Source organism: Meridianimarinicoccus zhengii, from assembly GCF_003254465.1.
GTDB classification, from domain to species: Bacteria; Pseudomonadota; Alphaproteobacteria; order Rhodobacterales; family Rhodobacteraceae; genus Meridianimarinicoccus; species Meridianimarinicoccus zhengii.
On record NZ_QDFI01000007.1, the window covers coordinates 47396 to 64737 of the forward strand.

General features: G+C 66.9%; 15 protein-coding genes. 7 read left to right on the forward strand and 8 right to left on the reverse strand.

All coding sequences use genetic code 11. From position 1 onward, the window contains the following. The first annotated feature begins 36 nt into the window (after nucleotides 1-36). From DDE13_RS03700 to DDE13_RS03715, 4 genes are all read left to right on the forward strand, one after another. A complete protein-coding gene (locus tag DDE13_RS03700; RefSeq protein ID WP_111401587.1) occupies nucleotides 37-1107 on the forward strand; it encodes a C4-dicarboxylate TRAP transporter substrate-binding protein in 1071 nt (356 codons plus the stop codon). Beyond that, nucleotides 1104-1694: a TRAP transporter small permease subunit gene (locus DDE13_RS03705; RefSeq protein ID WP_162630840.1), complete on the forward strand. Its 591-nt coding sequence runs from the start codon at nucleotides 1104-1106 to the stop codon at nucleotides 1692-1694. The genes DDE13_RS03700 and DDE13_RS03705 overlap by 4 nt, the downstream gene beginning before the upstream one ends. Continuing rightward, nucleotides 1681-3018: a TRAP transporter large permease gene (locus DDE13_RS03710; RefSeq protein ID WP_111401591.1), complete on the forward strand. Its 1338-nt coding sequence runs from the start codon at nucleotides 1681-1683 to the stop codon at nucleotides 3016-3018. Before DDE13_RS03705 ends, DDE13_RS03710 begins: the two co-directional genes overlap by 14 nt. Nucleotides 3019-3114: 96 nt before the next feature. After that, nucleotides 3115-4173, forward strand: a complete 1059-nt coding sequence (locus tag DDE13_RS03715) for a LacI family DNA-binding transcriptional regulator (RefSeq protein ID WP_111401593.1) — start codon at nucleotides 3115-3117, stop codon at nucleotides 4171-4173. A 28-nt stretch (nucleotides 4174-4201) separates the two neighbouring features. Here the strand turns inward: DDE13_RS03715 and DDE13_RS03720 are convergent, their stop codons facing one another. Together DDE13_RS03720 and DDE13_RS03725 are read right to left on the reverse strand one after the other, a co-directional pair. Then, the gene (locus tag DDE13_RS03720; RefSeq protein ID WP_111401595.1) at nucleotides 4202-5266 is read right to left on the reverse strand and encodes a hybrid-cluster NAD(P)-dependent oxidoreductase; all 1065 of its coding nucleotides are present in this window, start codon (nucleotides 5264-5266) and stop codon (nucleotides 4202-4204) included. Between the two features lie 4 nt (nucleotides 5267-5270). Then, nucleotides 5271-6503 (reverse strand): aromatic ring-hydroxylating oxygenase subunit alpha, encoded by a 1233-nt coding sequence (locus DDE13_RS03725; RefSeq protein ID WP_111401597.1) that lies wholly within the window; start codon nucleotides 6501-6503, stop codon nucleotides 5271-5273. Nucleotides 6504-6649: 146 nt separating this feature from the next. Between DDE13_RS03725 and DDE13_RS03730 the strand changes: the two genes are divergently transcribed. After that, nucleotides 6650-7546 carry a LysR family transcriptional regulator gene (locus DDE13_RS03730; protein WP_111401599.1) on the forward strand — a complete coding sequence of 299 codons (897 nt, stop codon included), beginning with the start codon at nucleotides 6650-6652 and terminating at the stop codon, nucleotides 7544-7546. 69 nt (nucleotides 7547-7615) lie between these two features. Here the strand turns inward: DDE13_RS03730 and DDE13_RS03735 are convergent, their stop codons facing one another. The 3 genes from DDE13_RS03735 to DDE13_RS03745 all read right to left on the reverse strand — a co-directional run bounded on the left by DDE13_RS03735 (nucleotide 7616) and on the right by DDE13_RS03745 (nucleotide 11255). Further along, nucleotides 7616-9049, reverse strand: coding sequence for an NAD(P)(+) transhydrogenase (Re/Si-specific) subunit beta (locus DDE13_RS03735; protein ID WP_111401601.1), 1434 nt, complete (start codon nucleotides 9047-9049; stop codon nucleotides 7616-7618). A 16-nt stretch (nucleotides 9050-9065) separates the two neighbouring features. Further along, on the reverse strand, nucleotides 9066-10637 hold the full coding sequence (locus tag DDE13_RS03740; protein WP_111401603.1) for a Re/Si-specific NAD(P)(+) transhydrogenase subunit alpha: 1572 nt from the start codon (nucleotides 10635-10637) through the stop codon (nucleotides 9066-9068). 171 nt (nucleotides 10638-10808) lie between these two features. Then, a complete protein-coding gene (locus tag DDE13_RS03745) occupies nucleotides 10809-11255 on the reverse strand; it encodes a methyltransferase family protein (RefSeq protein ID WP_111401686.1) in 447 nt (148 codons plus the stop codon). A 243-nt stretch (nucleotides 11256-11498) separates the two neighbouring features. Here DDE13_RS03745 and DDE13_RS22755 point away from each other — a divergent pair, with 243 nt between their 5' ends. Beyond that, nucleotides 11499-12017: a GNAT family N-acetyltransferase gene (locus DDE13_RS22755; protein ID WP_162630841.1), complete on the forward strand. Its 519-nt coding sequence runs from the start codon at nucleotides 11499-11501 to the stop codon at nucleotides 12015-12017. Here DDE13_RS22755 and DDE13_RS03755 read toward each other — a convergent pair. From DDE13_RS03755 to DDE13_RS03765, 3 genes are all read right to left on the reverse strand, one after another. Beyond that, nucleotides 12004-12780, reverse strand: coding sequence for a gamma-glutamyl-gamma-aminobutyrate hydrolase family protein (locus DDE13_RS03755; RefSeq protein ID WP_111401605.1), 777 nt, complete (start codon nucleotides 12778-12780; stop codon nucleotides 12004-12006). The two genes, DDE13_RS22755 and DDE13_RS03755, sit on opposite strands and share 14 nt — an antisense overlap. Nucleotides 12781-12892: 112 nt before the next feature. Continuing rightward, nucleotides 12893-13063, reverse strand: coding sequence for a DUF2256 domain-containing protein (locus tag DDE13_RS03760; protein ID WP_111401607.1), 171 nt, complete (start codon nucleotides 13061-13063; stop codon nucleotides 12893-12895). Further along, the gene (locus tag DDE13_RS03765) at nucleotides 13063-14595 is read right to left on the reverse strand and encodes an FAD-binding domain-containing protein (protein ID WP_111401609.1); all 1533 of its coding nucleotides are present in this window, start codon (nucleotides 14593-14595) and stop codon (nucleotides 13063-13065) included. Before DDE13_RS03765 ends, DDE13_RS03760 begins: the two co-directional genes overlap by 1 nt. A 97-nt stretch (nucleotides 14596-14692) precedes the next feature. Between DDE13_RS03765 and pepN the strand changes: the two genes are divergently transcribed. Further along, nucleotides 14693-17254, forward strand: a complete 2562-nt coding sequence (gene pepN, locus DDE13_RS03770) for an aminopeptidase N (protein ID WP_111401611.1) — start codon at nucleotides 14693-14695, stop codon at nucleotides 17252-17254. Nucleotides 17255-17342 lie beyond the last annotated feature (88 nt).

A 17342-nucleotide genomic window follows, 5' to 3' on the forward strand; every position in this document is an offset into this window, starting at 1 on the left:
TGCAAGACGACCATCACCAAAGGGAGGAAACGACATATGACCATCAAGGCAACTGTGTCCGGCGCGGCGATCCTTGCGCTATGCACCGCATTGTCCAGCCCGGCGCAGGCCCAGCAGGAAATCGACGTGACCATCGTGTCGGGCTTCTCGCCCGCCGTCGCGGTCGTGCGGATGCTGCAGGAAAGCTTCATGCCGGGCGTGAACGAACGGCTGGCCGAGACCGGCAACTACACGATCAACTGGCAGGAGGCGTTTTCCGGCACGCTGGCGAAACCGGCGGGGGAGCTTGAGGCGATCCAGACAGGACTGGCGGATATGGGCGTGATCCCCACCGGGTTCCACGCCGACAAGCTCCCGGTCTACCAGATCGGCTACGTCACGCCCTTCACCACCACCGACCTCGTGCTGATCCACGAAGTCGTGGACGGGCTCGTGGACAAATATCCCGCCTTCCGCGACACGTGGACCAGCCTGAACCAAGTGACGCTATCGGCCAGCGGCATCCCCGACAACTACATCCTGTGCTCGTCCCAGCCGATCGGTTCGGTCGCGGATATCGACGGGCTGAAGGTCGCGGGCGCCGGGCCGAACCTGCGCTGGATCGAACCGGCGGGCGCAACTGGCGTCACCGGCACGCTGGGCAATTTCTATCAGCTGGTGGAAACGGGGGTGGCCGACGCCATGCTCGTCTGGGGTGAAAGCGTCGTGTCGCTCAAATTCTACGAGGTCTGCAATCACTATTTCGACGCCAGCCTCGGCGGCGTGAACTCCTACGTCATCAATGCCAACAGCCAGGCATGGGATCGCTACCCGGATGAGGTGAAGGAGGCGATGGTCGCCGCCGCCAAGGAATTCGGCGTGGATATCGGCAACTTCGCGGCCGAACTCGGCGCACAGGCCAAGGACACCGTTCTGGAAAATGGCGGGACCGTCGTGGATATCGACCCGCAGGAACGCATCGACATGGCCATGGGCTTGCCCAACCTTGCGCAGGAATGGGCCGAGGCGCTCGAAGCCCGCGGCGTGCCCGCGCAGGCCATTCTCGACGACTACATGCAGGCGATGCGCGACGCGGACCAGCCCATCGCGCGGCAGTGGGACGAGTGACCGGCGAACGTGACCGTGGCCGCGGCGGGGGCACCCCCCGCCCGGCCGCACCCGAACCGCCCGAAGCCGCCGGTCCGCCGGTGCTGACGCCGGTGACCACGGCCATGAACACGGCCGGCGCGCTTCTGGTGCTGGGCATGGTCGTCATCGTGAACATCGACGTGTTCGGACGCTGGCTGTTCAATTCTCCACTGGCCGGAACGCTGGAGCTGACGGAAATGGGCGTCGTCGCCGTCGTCTACCTGACCATCGGCCACGCGGTCGTTGGCCGCCGCCTGACCCGGTCCGAAGCTGCGCTCGGCCTGCTGGAACGCCGCGGCGCGCGCCGTACCGACCTTACCCTGCGCATGGTGTTCAACGCTGCGGGAACGGTGGTCTTCGCCATCATCGCATGGGGCCAGGTGCCCCGCTTGGTCGATGCGTGGAACAACGGATATTTCAAGGGCAACGTGGGGATCTTCACCGCCCCGACATGGCCGCTCGAGGCAATCATGCTCACCGGTGCAATCGCCGCAGCACTGCACTTCGCCGTGCTCTGCCTGCGTCGGGCCCGCGCTCTGGCCGGAGGCCCCGATGACCGGACTTGAAATCGGGCTTCTGTCCGTCGCCGTGATCGTGGCGCTCATCTATTCGGGGATGCATGTCGCCATCGCGCTGTCCCTCGTGTCCTTCCTGTCGGTCGCGTTGCAGCGGGGCGATCCGGTGCTGGCGTCGAAGCTGCTGACGCTGGCCGCCGCCGATGGCGTGGCTGACCAGACCTTCGCCGTGATCCCGCTTTTCGTGCTGATGGGGCTGGTCATGAGCGCGTCCGACGTCGGGCGCGACGCCTATGACGTGGCCGACCATTTCCTGCGGCGCATCCGCGGGGGCCTCGGGCTTGCGACCGTGTCGTCGAACGCGGTCTTCGCAGCCGTGACAGGCGTGTCCATCGCGTCCGCCGCCGTCTTCACACGCGTCGCGGTGCCGGAAATGCTGCGTCTCGGATACAGCCCGCGCTTCGCCGTTGGAACGGTGGCCGGGTCATCCGTGCTGGGCATGCTGATCCCGCCATCGATCCTGCTCATCATCTACGCCATCCTGACCGAGCAATCCATCGGGCAGATGTTCTTCGCGGGCATCGGGCCGGGGCTGCTGCTGTCGGGCGTCTACTGTGCCGGTATCGTCGGCATGGCATACCTGACGCCGCGCTTCGTCTATGACGATACCGGGCGCTTTTCCGATCCGGAGGCGACGCTCAATCCACCGGACCGCAGCCCGCTGGAACTTGCAGGCAAGATCGCGCCGATCCTCGTGCTCGTCGTGATCGTGCTGGGCGGGATCTATGGCGGCATCTTCACCCCGACCGAGGCTGGTGCGGTCGGCTCCGCGGCTGCGCTGATCCTGGCCTTCGCGCGCCGCAAGATCACGCTGCCCGCGCTTTGGGGCGTGCTGAAGGAAACCGGGCACATCACGGCGTCGGTCTGTTTCCTCGTGATCGCGGCGACGATGTATACCCGGTCGCTCGGACTCGCCGGCGTGCCGGTCGAGATCGGCAACATGGTCCGCATGGCGACCGAGAACTTCTTGGTCGTGCTGCTGATCTACATCGCGGTGATCCTGTTCCTCGGCACGATCATCGACAGCGTGTCGATCCTGCTGATCATGGTGCCGCTCTTCCTGCCGATCATGCAGGGCTTCGGGGTCGATCCGATCTGGTTCGGCATCATCACCATCATCGCCGTGGAGGTCGGCCTGCTGACCCCGCCCCTGGGCATGGCGTGCTTCGTCATCAAGGGCTGCCTGGACGACACGCGCATCACGCTGGGTGATGTTTTCATCGGTGCCCTGCCGTTCGCGGCGATGATGGTGTTCGTCCTTGGACTGCTGACACTCTGGCCGGATCTCGTCTATATCGACCGCTGGTTCGGCTGATGACCGCACGCGACGCCCCGGCACCGGTTTGCGCTCGAATGGTTGCCGGGGCTCCGCCATAGAGGCAACGGGCCATAGAGGAACGGACACGGGGCCATGCCGGACGACAGAGTGCCGCAAAAGGGGCGCCGCGCGCGCGCCAAGCTGGCCGATGTGGCCGCCGCCGCGGGTGTGCATGTGTCGACCGTGTCCCGGGTCCTGCGGGACGACCGGACCGGGCGGGTGTCCCCCGCCGTCGCGGCGCGCATCCGCAACACGGCGCAGGCGCTCGGCTATTCCGCGCATCCGCTGGCGGCGGGGATGCGCACCCGCTCCACCCGTTCCATCGGCATGATCGTCCATGACATCAGCGACCCGGTCTATCCGCCGATCCTCGGCGGGCTCGAACGGCGCATGGGCGCTGCGGGCTACATGGTCGTTCTGGGCAACACGGGCTACGAACCCGCCGCCGAACTGGCGATGCTGGACCAGATGGCGGCGCGCATGATGGACGGGGTCATCCTGTGTACGACGCGCCGGGACGACCCTGTGGCGACCCGCGCGCGCGACCTCGGCATTCCGGTCGTGTCGGTGCTGCGCCAGACCGACGCCGGCCTGTGCAGCGCGGTCGTCAACGATTGCGCCGCCGGGATGCGCGCCATCGCACAGGCGGTGCTGGACTGCGGCCACCGCGACATCGCCGCCATCGGCGCGCCGCAAGACCTGTCCACCGCCCGCGAACGCCAAGCGGCAGTGGCCGGAACGCTGCACGCCGGAGGTGCGGCGCTGGCAGAGGACCGGGTCGCCTTCGTGCCACGGATGACTGTCGAGGAGGGACGCCGCGCCATGGAACAGGTTCTGTCACGGCGTGCGGATCGCCCGACCGCGGTGATCGCCGTCAACGACCTCGTGGCTATCGGCGCGCTACAGGTCTGCCGCGCGGCAGGGTTGCGCTGCCCGGACGACATCTCGATCACCGGCTACAACGACATCCCGCATCTGGACATGCTCGACCCGCCCCTGACCACGGTCGCCATGGACCTGACGGCCATCGGCGCGCGCGCCGCGGCGCTGATGCTGGACCACCTGGCAGACCCCCGGATGCCCCTGCGCGTGGATACCGTGGCGCCGACACTTCGCCTGCGCGGCTCGCTCGGCCCGCCGCCCGGGCTGTGACGCGGCGACCGGGCCGACGGCGCGGCGATCACGCCTCGATGCTGACCTTGCCGATCGGGTTGGAACAGCACGCAAGGATGTAGCCCTCGGCGATATCGTCGTCGGTTATGCCGCCATTATGCACCATGTGCACCTGCCCGCCGGTCTTGCGCACCTTGCAGGTGCCACACACTCCGAAGGTACAGCCCGACGGGATCACAAGCCCCGCCGACCGCGCCACCGCCAGAAGCGTATCGGTCTCGGTACATTCGACCGTCTTGCCGGACAGCGCGAATTCGACCTGTGCGGCCGCGTCCTCTGCGGGGGTCACATCCTCGGGCACGGCGTCGGTGGACCCCACAGGCGCGGTGAAGCTTTCCTGATGATAGCGGTCCATGTCGTAGCCGAGACCGGCCAGCGCCTCCCGCACGGCGGTCATGAAGGGCTCGGGACCGCAGCAGAACACCTCCCGCTCCATGTAGTCGGGCGCGGTCAGGCCCAGCAGAAGCTGGTTGAACGGCCCGCGATACCCTGTCCAGGGCTGGTATCGGTCGGGCTGATCCACCACCCAGGCCAGTTCGAGCCCCGCCATGCGCGATGCCATGTGCTCCAGCCGCTGCCGAAAGACGATTTCCGACGGTCGGCGGGCGCAGTTGATGAACACGATGTCGGCCGCGCGCCCGGAATCGTAGATGAAGGTCGTCATGGACATCATCGGCGTGATGCCCGACCCGGCCGAGACGAACAGGTATTTCGGCGACGGGTGGTTCAGGTGCGAGAACGTGCCCCCCGGCCCGATGGCGCGGATGCGCATGCCGGGGCGCAGATGGTCGAGCATCCAGCGCGTACCGATGGACCCCGCCTGCGCCTTGACAGTGATCGTCAGCGACGTGGGCCGCGACGGCGAGGAGGACACGGTATAGGTGCGATGCAGCGGCCCGCCCGCCACCGGCAGCTCCAGCGTCACGAACTGGCCCGGCTTGAAACGGAACAGCGCGCCCGACGGGGCCTGAAAGGTGAAGGTCACCACATCCGGCGCCTCGGGCAGGAAGGACACGCATTCCAGCGGTTCGTCGTCGCTCCAGAAGGCCAGCGTCGGGGTCATCGCGGTCATCGATTCACTCCGCCGCGACGGCGCGGGGGGCCATCCGCGCCTGCATCGTGCGGGTGTACCAGTCCACGAACTGGATGACGCCGTCCTCCATCACCGGGCTGTAAGGGCCGGGCGTATAGGCGGGCGAGTTGATGCCGAGCTGGTTGTCCTCGACGATGCGGCGGTCCTCGTCATTGGTGGAGAGCCAGACCTCGGTCAGGCGGTGCAGGTCGTAATCCACGCCCTCCACCGCGTCGCGATCCACCAGCCAGGTGGTCGTGACCTCGGTTTCCTGCGGGCCGATGGGCATTACCCGGAAGGTGAGCGAGATGTCGGGCAGGAAATGGTTCCACGTGGACGGGTAGTGGAACTTCAGCAGCGTGCCCGCGTCCGGCACCGCCACCCGCCCCAGCGGACGGCGCGATGCAGGTGCGAGATCCATGGTATAGCTGAGCGCGTTTTCCTCCAGCGGCATCCGCGCGAAGCGGTATTGCCCCGCGAACCCACCCATCCGGAAGCGCGACGGCGCGCCCGCGGCCTCGCACCGGTCGAAATGGGCCTGCAGTCGCGGCGGGGTCGTGCCATCCGCGGACACGCCGGCCACCGCAGGATCGAGCGGAAAGGACCGGCACAGCGCCGGGTGCGTGCCCGCGCAGTGGTAACACTCGCGGTTGTTTTCCCACACGAGCTTCCAGTTGCCCTTCTCCACGATGGTGGAACTGTGCGCGACCTTGGCCCGGTGCAGGTCGTGAACGTCCAGATAGGGCCGCGCGACATCCGCGAAGGCGTCGAAATCGGGCGCGTCATCGGCCAGGCAGATATAGATCAGCCCGGACAGGTCGCGGACATGCACGGGGCGCAGGTTGTGCTGCGCCGGGTCGAAATCCGGCCCCATGTCGCGCGCCCAGATGAGCCGCCCGTCAAGGTCGTAGGTCCATTGGTGATAGGGGCAGACGAGCTTGGCGACCTGCCCGCCGCGGTCCTTGCACAGCACCGACCCGCGATGCCGGCACGAATTGTGGAAGCCGCGGATCGCGCCATCGGCGCCGCGCACCAGAACGACGTTGTAGGCGCCCACCTGCACCCGCGCATAGGCGCCGGTTTTGGTCAGCTGGCAAGCCGGGATGGCATAGAGCCAGTCACGGTAGAAGATCGCATCGAGATCCGCTTCGTAGATCGACGGATCGGTGTAGAAAGGGCGCTCCAGCGCATGTCCTGGTGCGTGACGGGCCAGCAGGTCGGACAGGTCGGGGGTCATCGCGGGGCTTCCTTCCGATGATCTGGAATAATGCTAGTCATCCCGATGCTCCCTTGAATATTCACGATCAACGGCAATAATTCTCAAGCTGCATTAGAATTTCTCACCTGTTCCCACAGCGTCACCGCCCCGCCTGAAAGCGACACATGCCCCGCCCCTACGACCTGCCCTCCTTGACAGCACTGGTCTGCTTCGAAGCCGCCGCCCGGCATCTGAGCTTCAAGTCGGCCGCGGAGGAACTCATCGTCACGCCTGCCGCCGTCAGCCACCAGATCAAGAGCCTCGAATCGGATCTTGGCGGGCCGCTTTTTCGGCGCCAGCATCGCGGCGTCGATCTGACCGAAACCGGCGCCTTTCTGTTCGTGGCGCTGCAACGGGGGTTCGAGGGGATATCGGACGCGATCCGCCACGTGCGTGCGCCCGATGCGGCGGAAGACGTGATCGTGCAGGCCACCACGGCGGTCAGCGCCGTGTGGCTGACGCCGCAACTCGTGTCGTTCTGGAAACTTCGGCCTGACATCATCGTGTCACAGATCGTGAGCGACGCGGTCGCGCCCGCAGGCCATGCAGACCTGCGCATCCGCTACGGCGCGCCGCCCGCCGACGATCCGGACAGCCGGCTGCTGTTCCGCGGCGATATCGTCGCGGTCGGGACGGCGGAATTCGCACGCGCGCGGGGCATTGCAACCGTCGCCGACCTGTGTGCGGTGCCGCTGATCCATGTCCACGCCGAAGGCACGGACTGGACGGGCTGGTCAGACTGGCTTGCGCATTTCGGCCACGCCCTGCCGGTTGCGCGCGGTATCACGGTCAACAATCACATGATTGCGTTGCAGATGGCGCGCGACGGCGCGGGCGCCGTGCTGGGCTGGACCGGTCTGATCGGCCCGATGCTCGACCGCGGCGAGCTTGTGCATCTTGTCCCAGACCGGATGCCGTCGCCGCACGGGTTCTTCCTGCACACGCATCCGCGCGCGTCGGCCCGCGCACGGGAATTCCGCGACTGGCTCGTGGCGGCACAGGACGGGCCGGACCGGGTGTAGAAACGAAGAACGCGCAGGCCACCGGGGCGGTCTGCGCGTCGTTGCCGTGCTTCTTGTTCGCGGTACGCGTCAGCTCAGCTTGGTCAGCAGCGCGTCGATGCTCGCCTTCGCGTCGCCATAGAACATGCGCGTGTTGTCCTTGAAGAACAGCGGGTTCTCGATCCCCGAGTATCCAGTCCCCTGCCCGCGCTTGGACACGAAGACCTGCTTGGCCTTCCACACCTCCAGCACCGGCATTCCGGCGATGGGGCTGTTGGGATCTTCCTGTGCTGCCGGGTTCACGATGTCGTTCGAACCGATGACGATCACCACGTCGGTATCGGGGAAGTCCTCATTGATCTCGTCCATTTCCAGGACGATGTCGTAAGGCACCCGTGCCTCGGCCAGCAGAACGTTCATGTGCCCCGGCAGACGGCCCGCAACGGGGTGGATGGCGAAGCGCACCTCCTTGCCCTTGCCGCGCAGGCGCTTGGTCAGTTCGCTCACGGATTGCTGCGCCTGCGCCACCGCCATGCCGTAACCCGGCACGATGATGACGCTGTCGGCCTCGTCCAGCGCGGTCGCCACGCCGTCGGCGTCAATGGCGATCTGTTCGCCCTCGATCTCCGCCGCCGGACCCTGCGCGCCGCCGAAGCCGCCGAGGATCACGCTGATGAAGCTGCGGTTCATCGCCTTGCACATGATGTAGGACAGGATCGCCCCGGACGAGCCCACCAGCGCGCCGACCACGATCAGAAGATCGTTGCCAAGGCTGAAACCGATCGCCGCCGCCGCCCAGCCGGAATAGCTGTTGAGCATCGACACCACGACGGGCATGTCCGCACCGCCGATGCCCATGATGAGGTGATAGCCCACGAACAGCGCGGCCAGCGTCATCAGGAAGAGCGGGAAGAAGCTGCCCGAGGAGTAGTACCACACGAGGCACAGCACCCAGACCGCCGCCGCGGCGATGTTCAGAAGATGCCCGCCGGGCAGTTTCGTCGCGGCACTCGACACCTTGCCGGCGAGCTTGCCATAGGCGATCACCGACCCGGTGAAGGTCACGGCGCCGATCAGGATGCCGAGATACAGTTCCACCCGCAGGATGTTTTGCTCGACGATGTCCTTCTTCGCGATCAGCGCGCCGAAGCCGCGCAGACCTTCGCGCGTGGCTTCGTCCATGGCCAACACGCGGACCAGTTCGAAATGGGCGTTGAAGCCCACGAACACCGCCGCAAGGCCGACCAGCGAATGCATCGCCGCTACCAGCTGCGGCATGCCAGTCATCTGCACCCGCATCGCAAGCTGCCAGCCGATGACACCGCCAGCCGCGATCAGCGCAAGCGACACGGGCCAAAGCCCCTCGCCCGGCCCCATGAGCGTGGCGGCAATGGCCAGCGCCATGCCGACGATGCCGTACCAGACGGCCCGTTTCGCGCTTTCCTGTCCCGACAGCCCGCCAAGGCTGAGGATGAACAGAACCGCCGCGACCACATAGGCCGCCGTCGTGAATCCGAATTCCATATGTCCCGGGCCCTTCTTACGATTTCTGGAACATGGCGAGCATGCGCCGTGTCACGAGGAAGCCACCGAAAATGTTGATCCCGGCCATGAAGACCGACAGCGCGGCCAGGAGCACGACAAGGAACGACCCCGACCCGATCTGCATGAGCGCGCCAAGGATGATGATCGACGAGATGGCGTTGGTGATCGCCATGAGCGGGGTGTGCAGCGAATGGCTGACGTTCCAGATCACCTGGAAGCCCACGAAGACCGCCAGAACGAAGACGATGAAGTGCTGCATGAAGCTCGCCGGTGCGACCAGACCGACCCCCAGCAGCAGCACGGCCCCTGCCACCAGCAGAGTGACCTGCTGGCGCGTCTGCGCCTTGAATGCGGCCACTTCGGCGGCGCGCTTTTCCTCGGGCGTCAGTTCCTTGGGCTTGTCTTTCTTGGGCGCGGCCGCGATGGCCTTCACCTTGGGCGGCGGCGGCGGGAAGGTGATCTCGCCCTTGTGGCAAACGGTGGCGCCGCGGATCACGTCGTCATCCATGTTGTGCACGACCTGACCGTCCTTTTCGGGGGTCAGGTCGGTCATCAGGTGCCGCACGTTCGTAGCGTAGAGGGTGCTCGACTGCGTGGCCATGCGGCTGGGGAAATCGGTGTAGCCGATGATGGTCACGCCGTTGTCGGTCACGATCTTCTCGTCGGCGACGGTCAGCTTGCAGTTGCCGCCCTTTTCGGCCGCCAGGTCGATGATGACCGAGCCGGGCTTCATCGCCTCGACCATATCCTTGGTCCAAAGCTCCGGTGCCTCGCGGTTCGGGATCAGCGCCGTGGTGATGACGATGTCCACCTCGGGCGCCTGTTCGCGGAAAAGCTTGAGCTGCGCTTCGCGGAACTCGGGCGACGACGGCGCGGCATAGCCACCCGTGCCCGCGCTGTCCTGGCTGTCCTCGAAATCGAGGAACAGGAACTCCGCGCCCATGCTCTCGATCTGTTCTGCCACCTCGGGGCGCACGTCGAAGGCGCGCACGATGGCGCCCAGCGATGTCGCCGTGCCGATGGCGGCGAGACCGGCCACACCCGCGCCGACGACCAGCACCTTGGCCGGAGGCACCTTGCCCGCGGCGGTCACCTGCCCGGTGAAGAAGCGGCCGAAATTCGCCCCGGCCTCGATCACGGCGCGATAGCCCGCGATATTGGCCATGGATGACAGCGCGTCCATCTTCTGTGCGCGTGAAATCCGCGGGACCATGTCCATCGCGACGACGGTCGCACCGCGCTCCTTGGCGCGTTCCAGCAGCGCCTCGTTCTGGGCGGGCCAGAAGAAGCCGATCAGCGTCTGTCCTTCGCGCAGCATGTCCACTTCGGCGTCGCGCGGCGGGCGGACCTTGGCAATCACGTCCGCTTCGGCGAAGACGGCGGCAGCGTCGGGCAGAACCTTGACGCCCGCAGCCTCGTAATCGCTGTCCGCGATCCCCGCGGCGGTTCCGGCCCCGGCCTCGACGCAGCAGTCGTATCCAAGCTTGGCCAATTGCTCGGCCGAGGCCGGGGTCAGCGCGACCCGCGCCTCGCCCGGTTCGATTTCACGTATGACACCGAATTTCAAAAGATCGCTCCTTCCTCATGGCACCTTGCGGCGCGCGATGGTCCGCCCGCCAGCGCGCACGTCAATCCCTGCACGGGGGTGCGATACCACGCCCGGAATTGCAAGTGAACTGTTGGGCCGGACCGGGCCCGACGAAGCAGGCACTGTGGCACATGGATGCATGCGGGCATGTCAGATCCAGCGCCGCGTCGTGGCGGCGTATCGGTCGAAGGCCGCGCCGAAATGGTCGCGCAGGCGGGCCTCTTCGGGGACAACGAAACGGTCGGTGATGACCCAGACGAAAAGCGGCAGCAGGATCAGCGACGGCCACGCCTCCCACCGCAGCATGAGACCGGCAAGGATCAGCGCATCGCCAAGATAGATGGGGTTGCGGGTCCGCCGGAAGATGCCGGTCGTCACCAGCGCATCAGGGTCACGGTGCGGGATCAGCGTCGTGCGCGCCTGCATCATCGCGTGGGCCGCCAGCCCGATCAGCACGATCCCGCCGCCGACCAGCAGCCCACCAGCCAGATCGACGACGGCAGGACCGGGCTGCCCGACCGGCAGGCGCGTGGTCTGCACCCAGGCGAGCGCCGCGAACACCGCAAGCCAGACAGGCGGAAGATCCATCCATTTCAGCACGCTACGCAGCAAGTCGTATCCTTTGCCAAAAGAGGCAGCCGCGACCGAGCCGCCGGACCCGAAACAATATGTCGTGGCGCCTATCGTCATCAACCGAGCAGGTCAAATCCAATCGCTAACCCATGCGGCGGATCGGGATGGACGGGAAATCGCGCTTGGCATACACGGAAAGGCCAGTATCGGGACAAAATCGGGCATGTAGCGAGTGACCAAGTGACAGAACGCAGACCGGAGGCGCGGGTGCAACAGCGGCCGGAGACGGGGACAGCACCGATTCATGTTCGTCCATACCGCGAAGAAGATGCGCCCGTACTGGCCCGCATCTTCGACCGTGCGGTGCGCGAAGGTGCGGCCAGTGCCTATGACGCGACCCAGCGTGCCGCTTGGGCAGGTGCCATAGACGCGCCGCCCGAATGGTGCCAGCGGCTGAGCGAGGAGATCACGCTCGTGGCCGAGCGCGACGGCCAGATGGCGGGGTTCATGACGCTCGGGCGTGACGGGTTTCTCGATCTCGCCTTCGTTCTGCCCGAAGCGATGGGAACCGGCGTCGCGGCAGCGCTCCATGACCGCGTGCTCGCCGAGGCAGAGTCGCGCGGGCTGTTCCGGCTGACCACCGAGGCAAGCCACATCGCCCGGCGGTTCTTCATCAAGCAGGGCTGGCGCGAGATGGGCGAGATCCAGGTGGACCTCGGCGGGACGACGCTGACCAGTTTCAGCATGGAAAAGCGGTTGCGGGGCGCGGGCGTCAGGCGGTCCTGAGCGCGGCCCGCCCGCCGCGCGCGGCCCAGTCGGCGACGGCCTGCCCGAACGCCGCGAACAGTGGCCGCGACACCGGGTCGGTGGCGGCGTTCCATTCCGGATGCCATTGCACCGAGAGCGTGAAACCGGGCGCGTCGCGCACATGGATGGCCTCGGGCGTGCCGTCCTCGGCCCGGCCATCGACCACGATCCGCGGCCCCGACCGGGCGATCCCCTGCCCGTGCAGCGTGTTGGTCACGACCGCCTCGGCGCCGAAGAGCCGGTGGAACACGCCCCCGGGCGTGAAATGCACCTTGTGACGCAGGGCGAACTTCTCTTCGAGCGTGCCGTCGGGGGGCATCCGATGGTTCATGCGCCCCGGCAGATCGCGGATCTCCGGGTGCAGCGTGCCGCCCATGGCCACGTTGACCTCCTGGAAACCGCGGCAGATGCCGAACACCGGCTGCCCGCGTGCCACGCAGGCCCGCACCAGTGGCAGCGTTAGCGCATCGCGGGCCCGGTCGAAGGCACCGTGGGCCTCCGTCGCTTCCTCGCCGTATTCTTCGGGGTGCACGTTGGGCCGGCCCCCTGTCAGCAGGAACCCGTCGCAGGTGTCGAGCAGGTCTTCAAGCGGCACGAGCGCGGGATCGGCTGGCACCAGCAGCGGCAGCGCGCCCGCGACCTCGGCCACGGCGGAACTGTTCATCTCGCCCCCCGCATGGGCGGGGTATTCATCGTTGATGAGATGGCTGTTGGTTATGATCCCGACGATGGGGCGCGGCATGGTGATCCTCGAAGACTACTGCGTTGAAGGTAAGCACGCGGCGCGGTCGCGTCGACAACCGACTTCGCACACTGCGCCGGAACTCTGTGCGCTGATGCAAAACCGGGCGGCGTCAGCGGGGGATGCTGCGCGCGGCAGCGGTCTTGCGTGCACCAGCGCATCGTTTCGAACAATGGCGCACGTTTTCCCAATCCCGTGCCCATTTCTTGCGCCACGAGAAGGGCAGGCCACAGGTTGCGCAGGTCTTGGTGGGCAGATCGGCCTTCTTCACACCGCGCGGCATCAGAACCCGAAGCTCCCCTGCCGGTCGTCCTGCGCCTTGGTTCGTTTGCGCGGTGCGCGGTCATTCACGAAATGGCCGACAGAATCCTTGCGGCTCGCGTGCTTGTGGACAATGCGCTGCGCCTCGTCGCGAAAAGCGCCGCCCTTGCGCACGCCCCAGACCTTGTCGCGGGCGGCGCGCGCGGCAGCCTGCACATCGATTATGGGCGCAGGGTAACGGCGGTCGAGCAATCTGCCGGCCCCCTCCCATGTCCACGGCGTTTGAAGGTGACGGTCGGGCACCTCCGCAAGCTCCGGCAGCCAGCGGCGGGTGAAGACGCCATCCGGGTCCTGGTCGTGCCCTTGCTTGACCGGGTTGTAGATGCGCACCGTGTTCATGCCTGTCGTGCCGCTTTGCATCTGCATCTGCGACCAGTGGATGCCCGGCTCGTAATCTGTGAAGGCCCGCGCAAGGTGCAGCCCCGTCACCCGCCAGTCGAGCCAAAGGTGATAGGACGCCACCGCCACCAGCATCGACCGCATGCGGAAATTCAGCCAGCCGGTATGGTTCAGGTACCGCATGCAGGCATCGACGAATGGGATGCCCGTTTCCCCCGCTTCCCATGCCGCCAGCCGCACCGGATCGGGGTCACGCGGGCGCAGCCCCTCATAGGCGGAATGCAGGCAGCGGTGTTCCAGCGCAGGTTCGTCCTCCAGTTTCTGCATGAAGTGGTCGCGCCACGCGAGCCGGGACTGGAACGACTTGAGCGACCCCGCCCAGCCGTCGCGGCTGCCGCGCACCTCGCGCTGGCGGGCACCTGCCGCCTGCGACGCCTCCCGCCCCGACAGGGCGCCGAGCGCCAGATGAGGCGAGAGCCGCGAACAGGCCCATTCGCCCGCCAGCGGCGAGGACATGGCGGCACGATACCCCTGCCCGCGTTCGGTCAGGAACCCGCCCAGCAGCGACAGCGCGGCACCCCGCCCGCCTGCCTGCCGACCGGGGCAAGGATCGGGGGCAAGACCCAGATCCGCGGCGGTGGGGATCGCGCCGGGGTCTTCGCCGAAGGTATCCAGCCGGGCGGCAGCGGCGCAGACCTGCGGCGCGCGCAGGAACCGGTCGCGCCGGGCCGACCAGCCGTCGCGGTGGTTCAGCCGCCGCACGACCCCGGATTGCGGCACCTCATCCCACGCGACCCCGTTCGCCGCGGCCCACGCGGCGACGCGCCGGTCTCGGGCATAGGTCCAGCCGTTGCCGGTTTCCTCGTGGCTCACGATCCGTGTGATGCCGTGGGCCCGGCACAGGTCCGCCAGAACCTCGACCGCATCGCCTACCAGCACCAGAAGCGGTGCGCCCTGCGCGGCACAGGCGGCCCGCAGGTCCGTCAGACACTCGGCGCTAAAGTTCCACTGGCGCCCGGACGTGTCGGGCTGCGCCCAGTAGCCCGGTTCCACGACATAAAGCGGCAACACGCGACCATCGCTCTGCCCCGCAAGGGCAAGAGCCGGATGGTCGAAAAGGCGAAGGTCGCGCTTGAACCAGAGGATCGCATCCATGCCCGTGAGATAGAGGACCGATCACGGCGGGAAAGCCCCTGCCCTTGTGCCGACCGTCCGAACCGATACATCTGCCACAACCCGATCGGAGGACATGATGCGCGACGCGACGCCCCAGACGACCCCGAAGACCATCCGCCTTGCCGACTATACCCCGCCCGCCTTCTGGGTGGACAGCGTGCACCTGACATTCCGGCTGGACCCGTCGGCGACGCGGGTCGTTTCGCGCATTGCGTTCCGGCCCAACCCGGACGCGAAAGGGTCTTTCTTCCTGCATGGCGAGGGGCTCAAGACGATCCGCGCGACGATCGACGGTGTGCCCGTCACGCCGGAACCGGCGGAGGGCGGCATCACCTGCGCCGTCCCCGACACGCCCTTCGTGTGGGAGGCCGAGGTGGAAATCGACCCGCAGGCCAACACCGCGTTGGAGGGGCTGTACCGCTCGGGCGGGATGTATTGCACCCAGTGCGAGGCCGAAGGGTTCCGCAAGATCACGTGGTATCCCGACCGGCCCGACGTGATGGCCCCCTTCACCGTGCGGATCGAAGGGCCTGACCCCGTGCTTCTGTCCAACGGGAACCCGGTGGGCGGCGGCGACGGATGGGCCGAATGGCACGACCCATGGCCCAAGCCCGCCTATCTGTTCGCGCTGGTCGCGGGGGATCTCGTGGCGCATCGCGACAGCTTCACCACAAAGACCGGCAAACATGTCGATCTGGCGATCTGGGTCCGGCAGGGCGATCTGCACAAATGCGCCTTCGGCATGGATGCACTGAAGCGGTCGATGGCGTGGGACGAACGGGTCTACGGGCGGGAATACGATCTCGACGTGTTCAACATCGTCGCGGTCGACGATTTCAACATGGGCGCGATGGAGAACAAGGGGCTGAACATCTTCAACGCTGCCGCCGTGCTCGCCAGCCCCGACACCGCGACCGACGCCAATTTCGAACGTATCGAGAGCATCATTGCGCATGAGTATTTCCACAACTGGACCGGCAACCGCATCACCTGCCGCGACTGGTTCCAGCTGTGCCTGAAGGAAGGGCTGACGGTCTTCCGCGACCAGCAGTTCTCGGCCGACGAACGCAGCGCGCCGGTGCAGCGGATCAGCGACGTGCTCGCCCTGCGCGGGCGGCAGTTCCGCGAAGACAACGGCCCGCTCGCCCATCCGGTGCGGCCCGAAAGCTTTGTCGAGATCAACAATTTCTACACGGCGACTGTCTATGAAAAGGGCGCGGAACTCATCGGGATGCTCAAACGGATTGTGGGAGATGACGCCTATGCCCGCGCCTTGACCTTGTATTTCGATCGCCATGACGGGCAGGCCTGCACGATAGAGGACTGGTTGCAGGTATTCGAGGACGTGACCGGGCGGGATCTCGCTCAGTTCAAGCTCTGGTACGCGCAGGCCGGCACACCGCGTATCGACGTGACCGAGGATTTCGCGGACGGGACCTATACCCTGACACTGCGCCAGCACACGCCGCCGACCCCCGGCCAGCCCGACAAGGCACCGCTTGTGATCCCCGTGGCGGTGGGACTTCTGGCGCGGGACGGTCATGAAATGGTGCCGACGACCCTTCTGGAACTGACCGGGTCGGAGCAAAGCTTCACCTTCGACGGGCTGCCCGACCGTCCGATCCCGTCGATCCTGCGCGGGTTCTCCGCCCCCGTGATCGTGACGCGCCAGCCGGACGCGGCGGAGCGCGCCTTCCTGCTGGCCCATGACACCGATCCCTTCAACCGGTGGGAGGCCGGGCGGTCGCTGGCCAAATCCGCCTTGGTGACGATGGTGACGGACGGGGCCGCGCCCGATCCAGCCTATCTGGATGCGCTGGGGCGTGTGCTCGACGATGACACGCTCGACCCCGCCTTCCGCGCGCTGGTGCTGGCGCTGCCGGGCGAGGACGATGTCGCGCAGACGCTGTTCGACACTGGCGTGACCCCGGACCCGACGGCGATCCGCGCAGCCATCGAGACGATGTCGGTTGCCATGGCCGCCAGCCTGGAACCACGTCTTGCCGCGCTTCACGAGACGATGCAGGTGCCCGGCGCCTACAGCCCCGATGCTGTATCGGCAGGCCGACGCGCGCTTGGCAATGCGGCGCTGGCGTTGCTTTCGCGCCGGGATGGCGCCGAGCGGGCGCGTGCTCAGTTCGACACCGCGGACAACATGACCCAGACTATGGCCGCCCTGTCGGCGCTGGTGCGCGCTGGCAAGGGCGATGGCGCGCTCGCCGCTTTCCGCGACCGCTGGCAGGGCGACCGGCTGGTGATGGACAAGTGGTTCGCGCTGCAACCGGCTCTTGCCCGGCCGGAGAACGCGGCCGCCACCGCCGAACGGCTCACCCGCGATCCCGCGTTCGACTGGAAGAACCCGAACCGCTTCCGCGCGGTGTTCGGCGCGCTGGCCGGCAATGCCGCCGGGTTCCACCATCCCGACGGATCTGGCTACGCGCTGATGGCGGACTGGCTGATCCGGCTCGACCCGGTGAACCCGCAGACCGCCGCGCGGATGACCACCGTGTTCGAGACGTGGCGGCGATACGATGCCGACCGCGAGGCGATGATGCGCGCGGCACTTGACAGGATTGCTGCCGCGCCGGGCCTGTCACGGGACACGGGGGAGATGGTCGGCCGCATCCTTGGGGCCTGAGCGCGGTCACGAAAGAGTCACACCGCCGTAAAGAACACGTCACGCTGCCGGGCTACCGGTAGCGTCCGTTAATCGTGTTCTCCCCGGG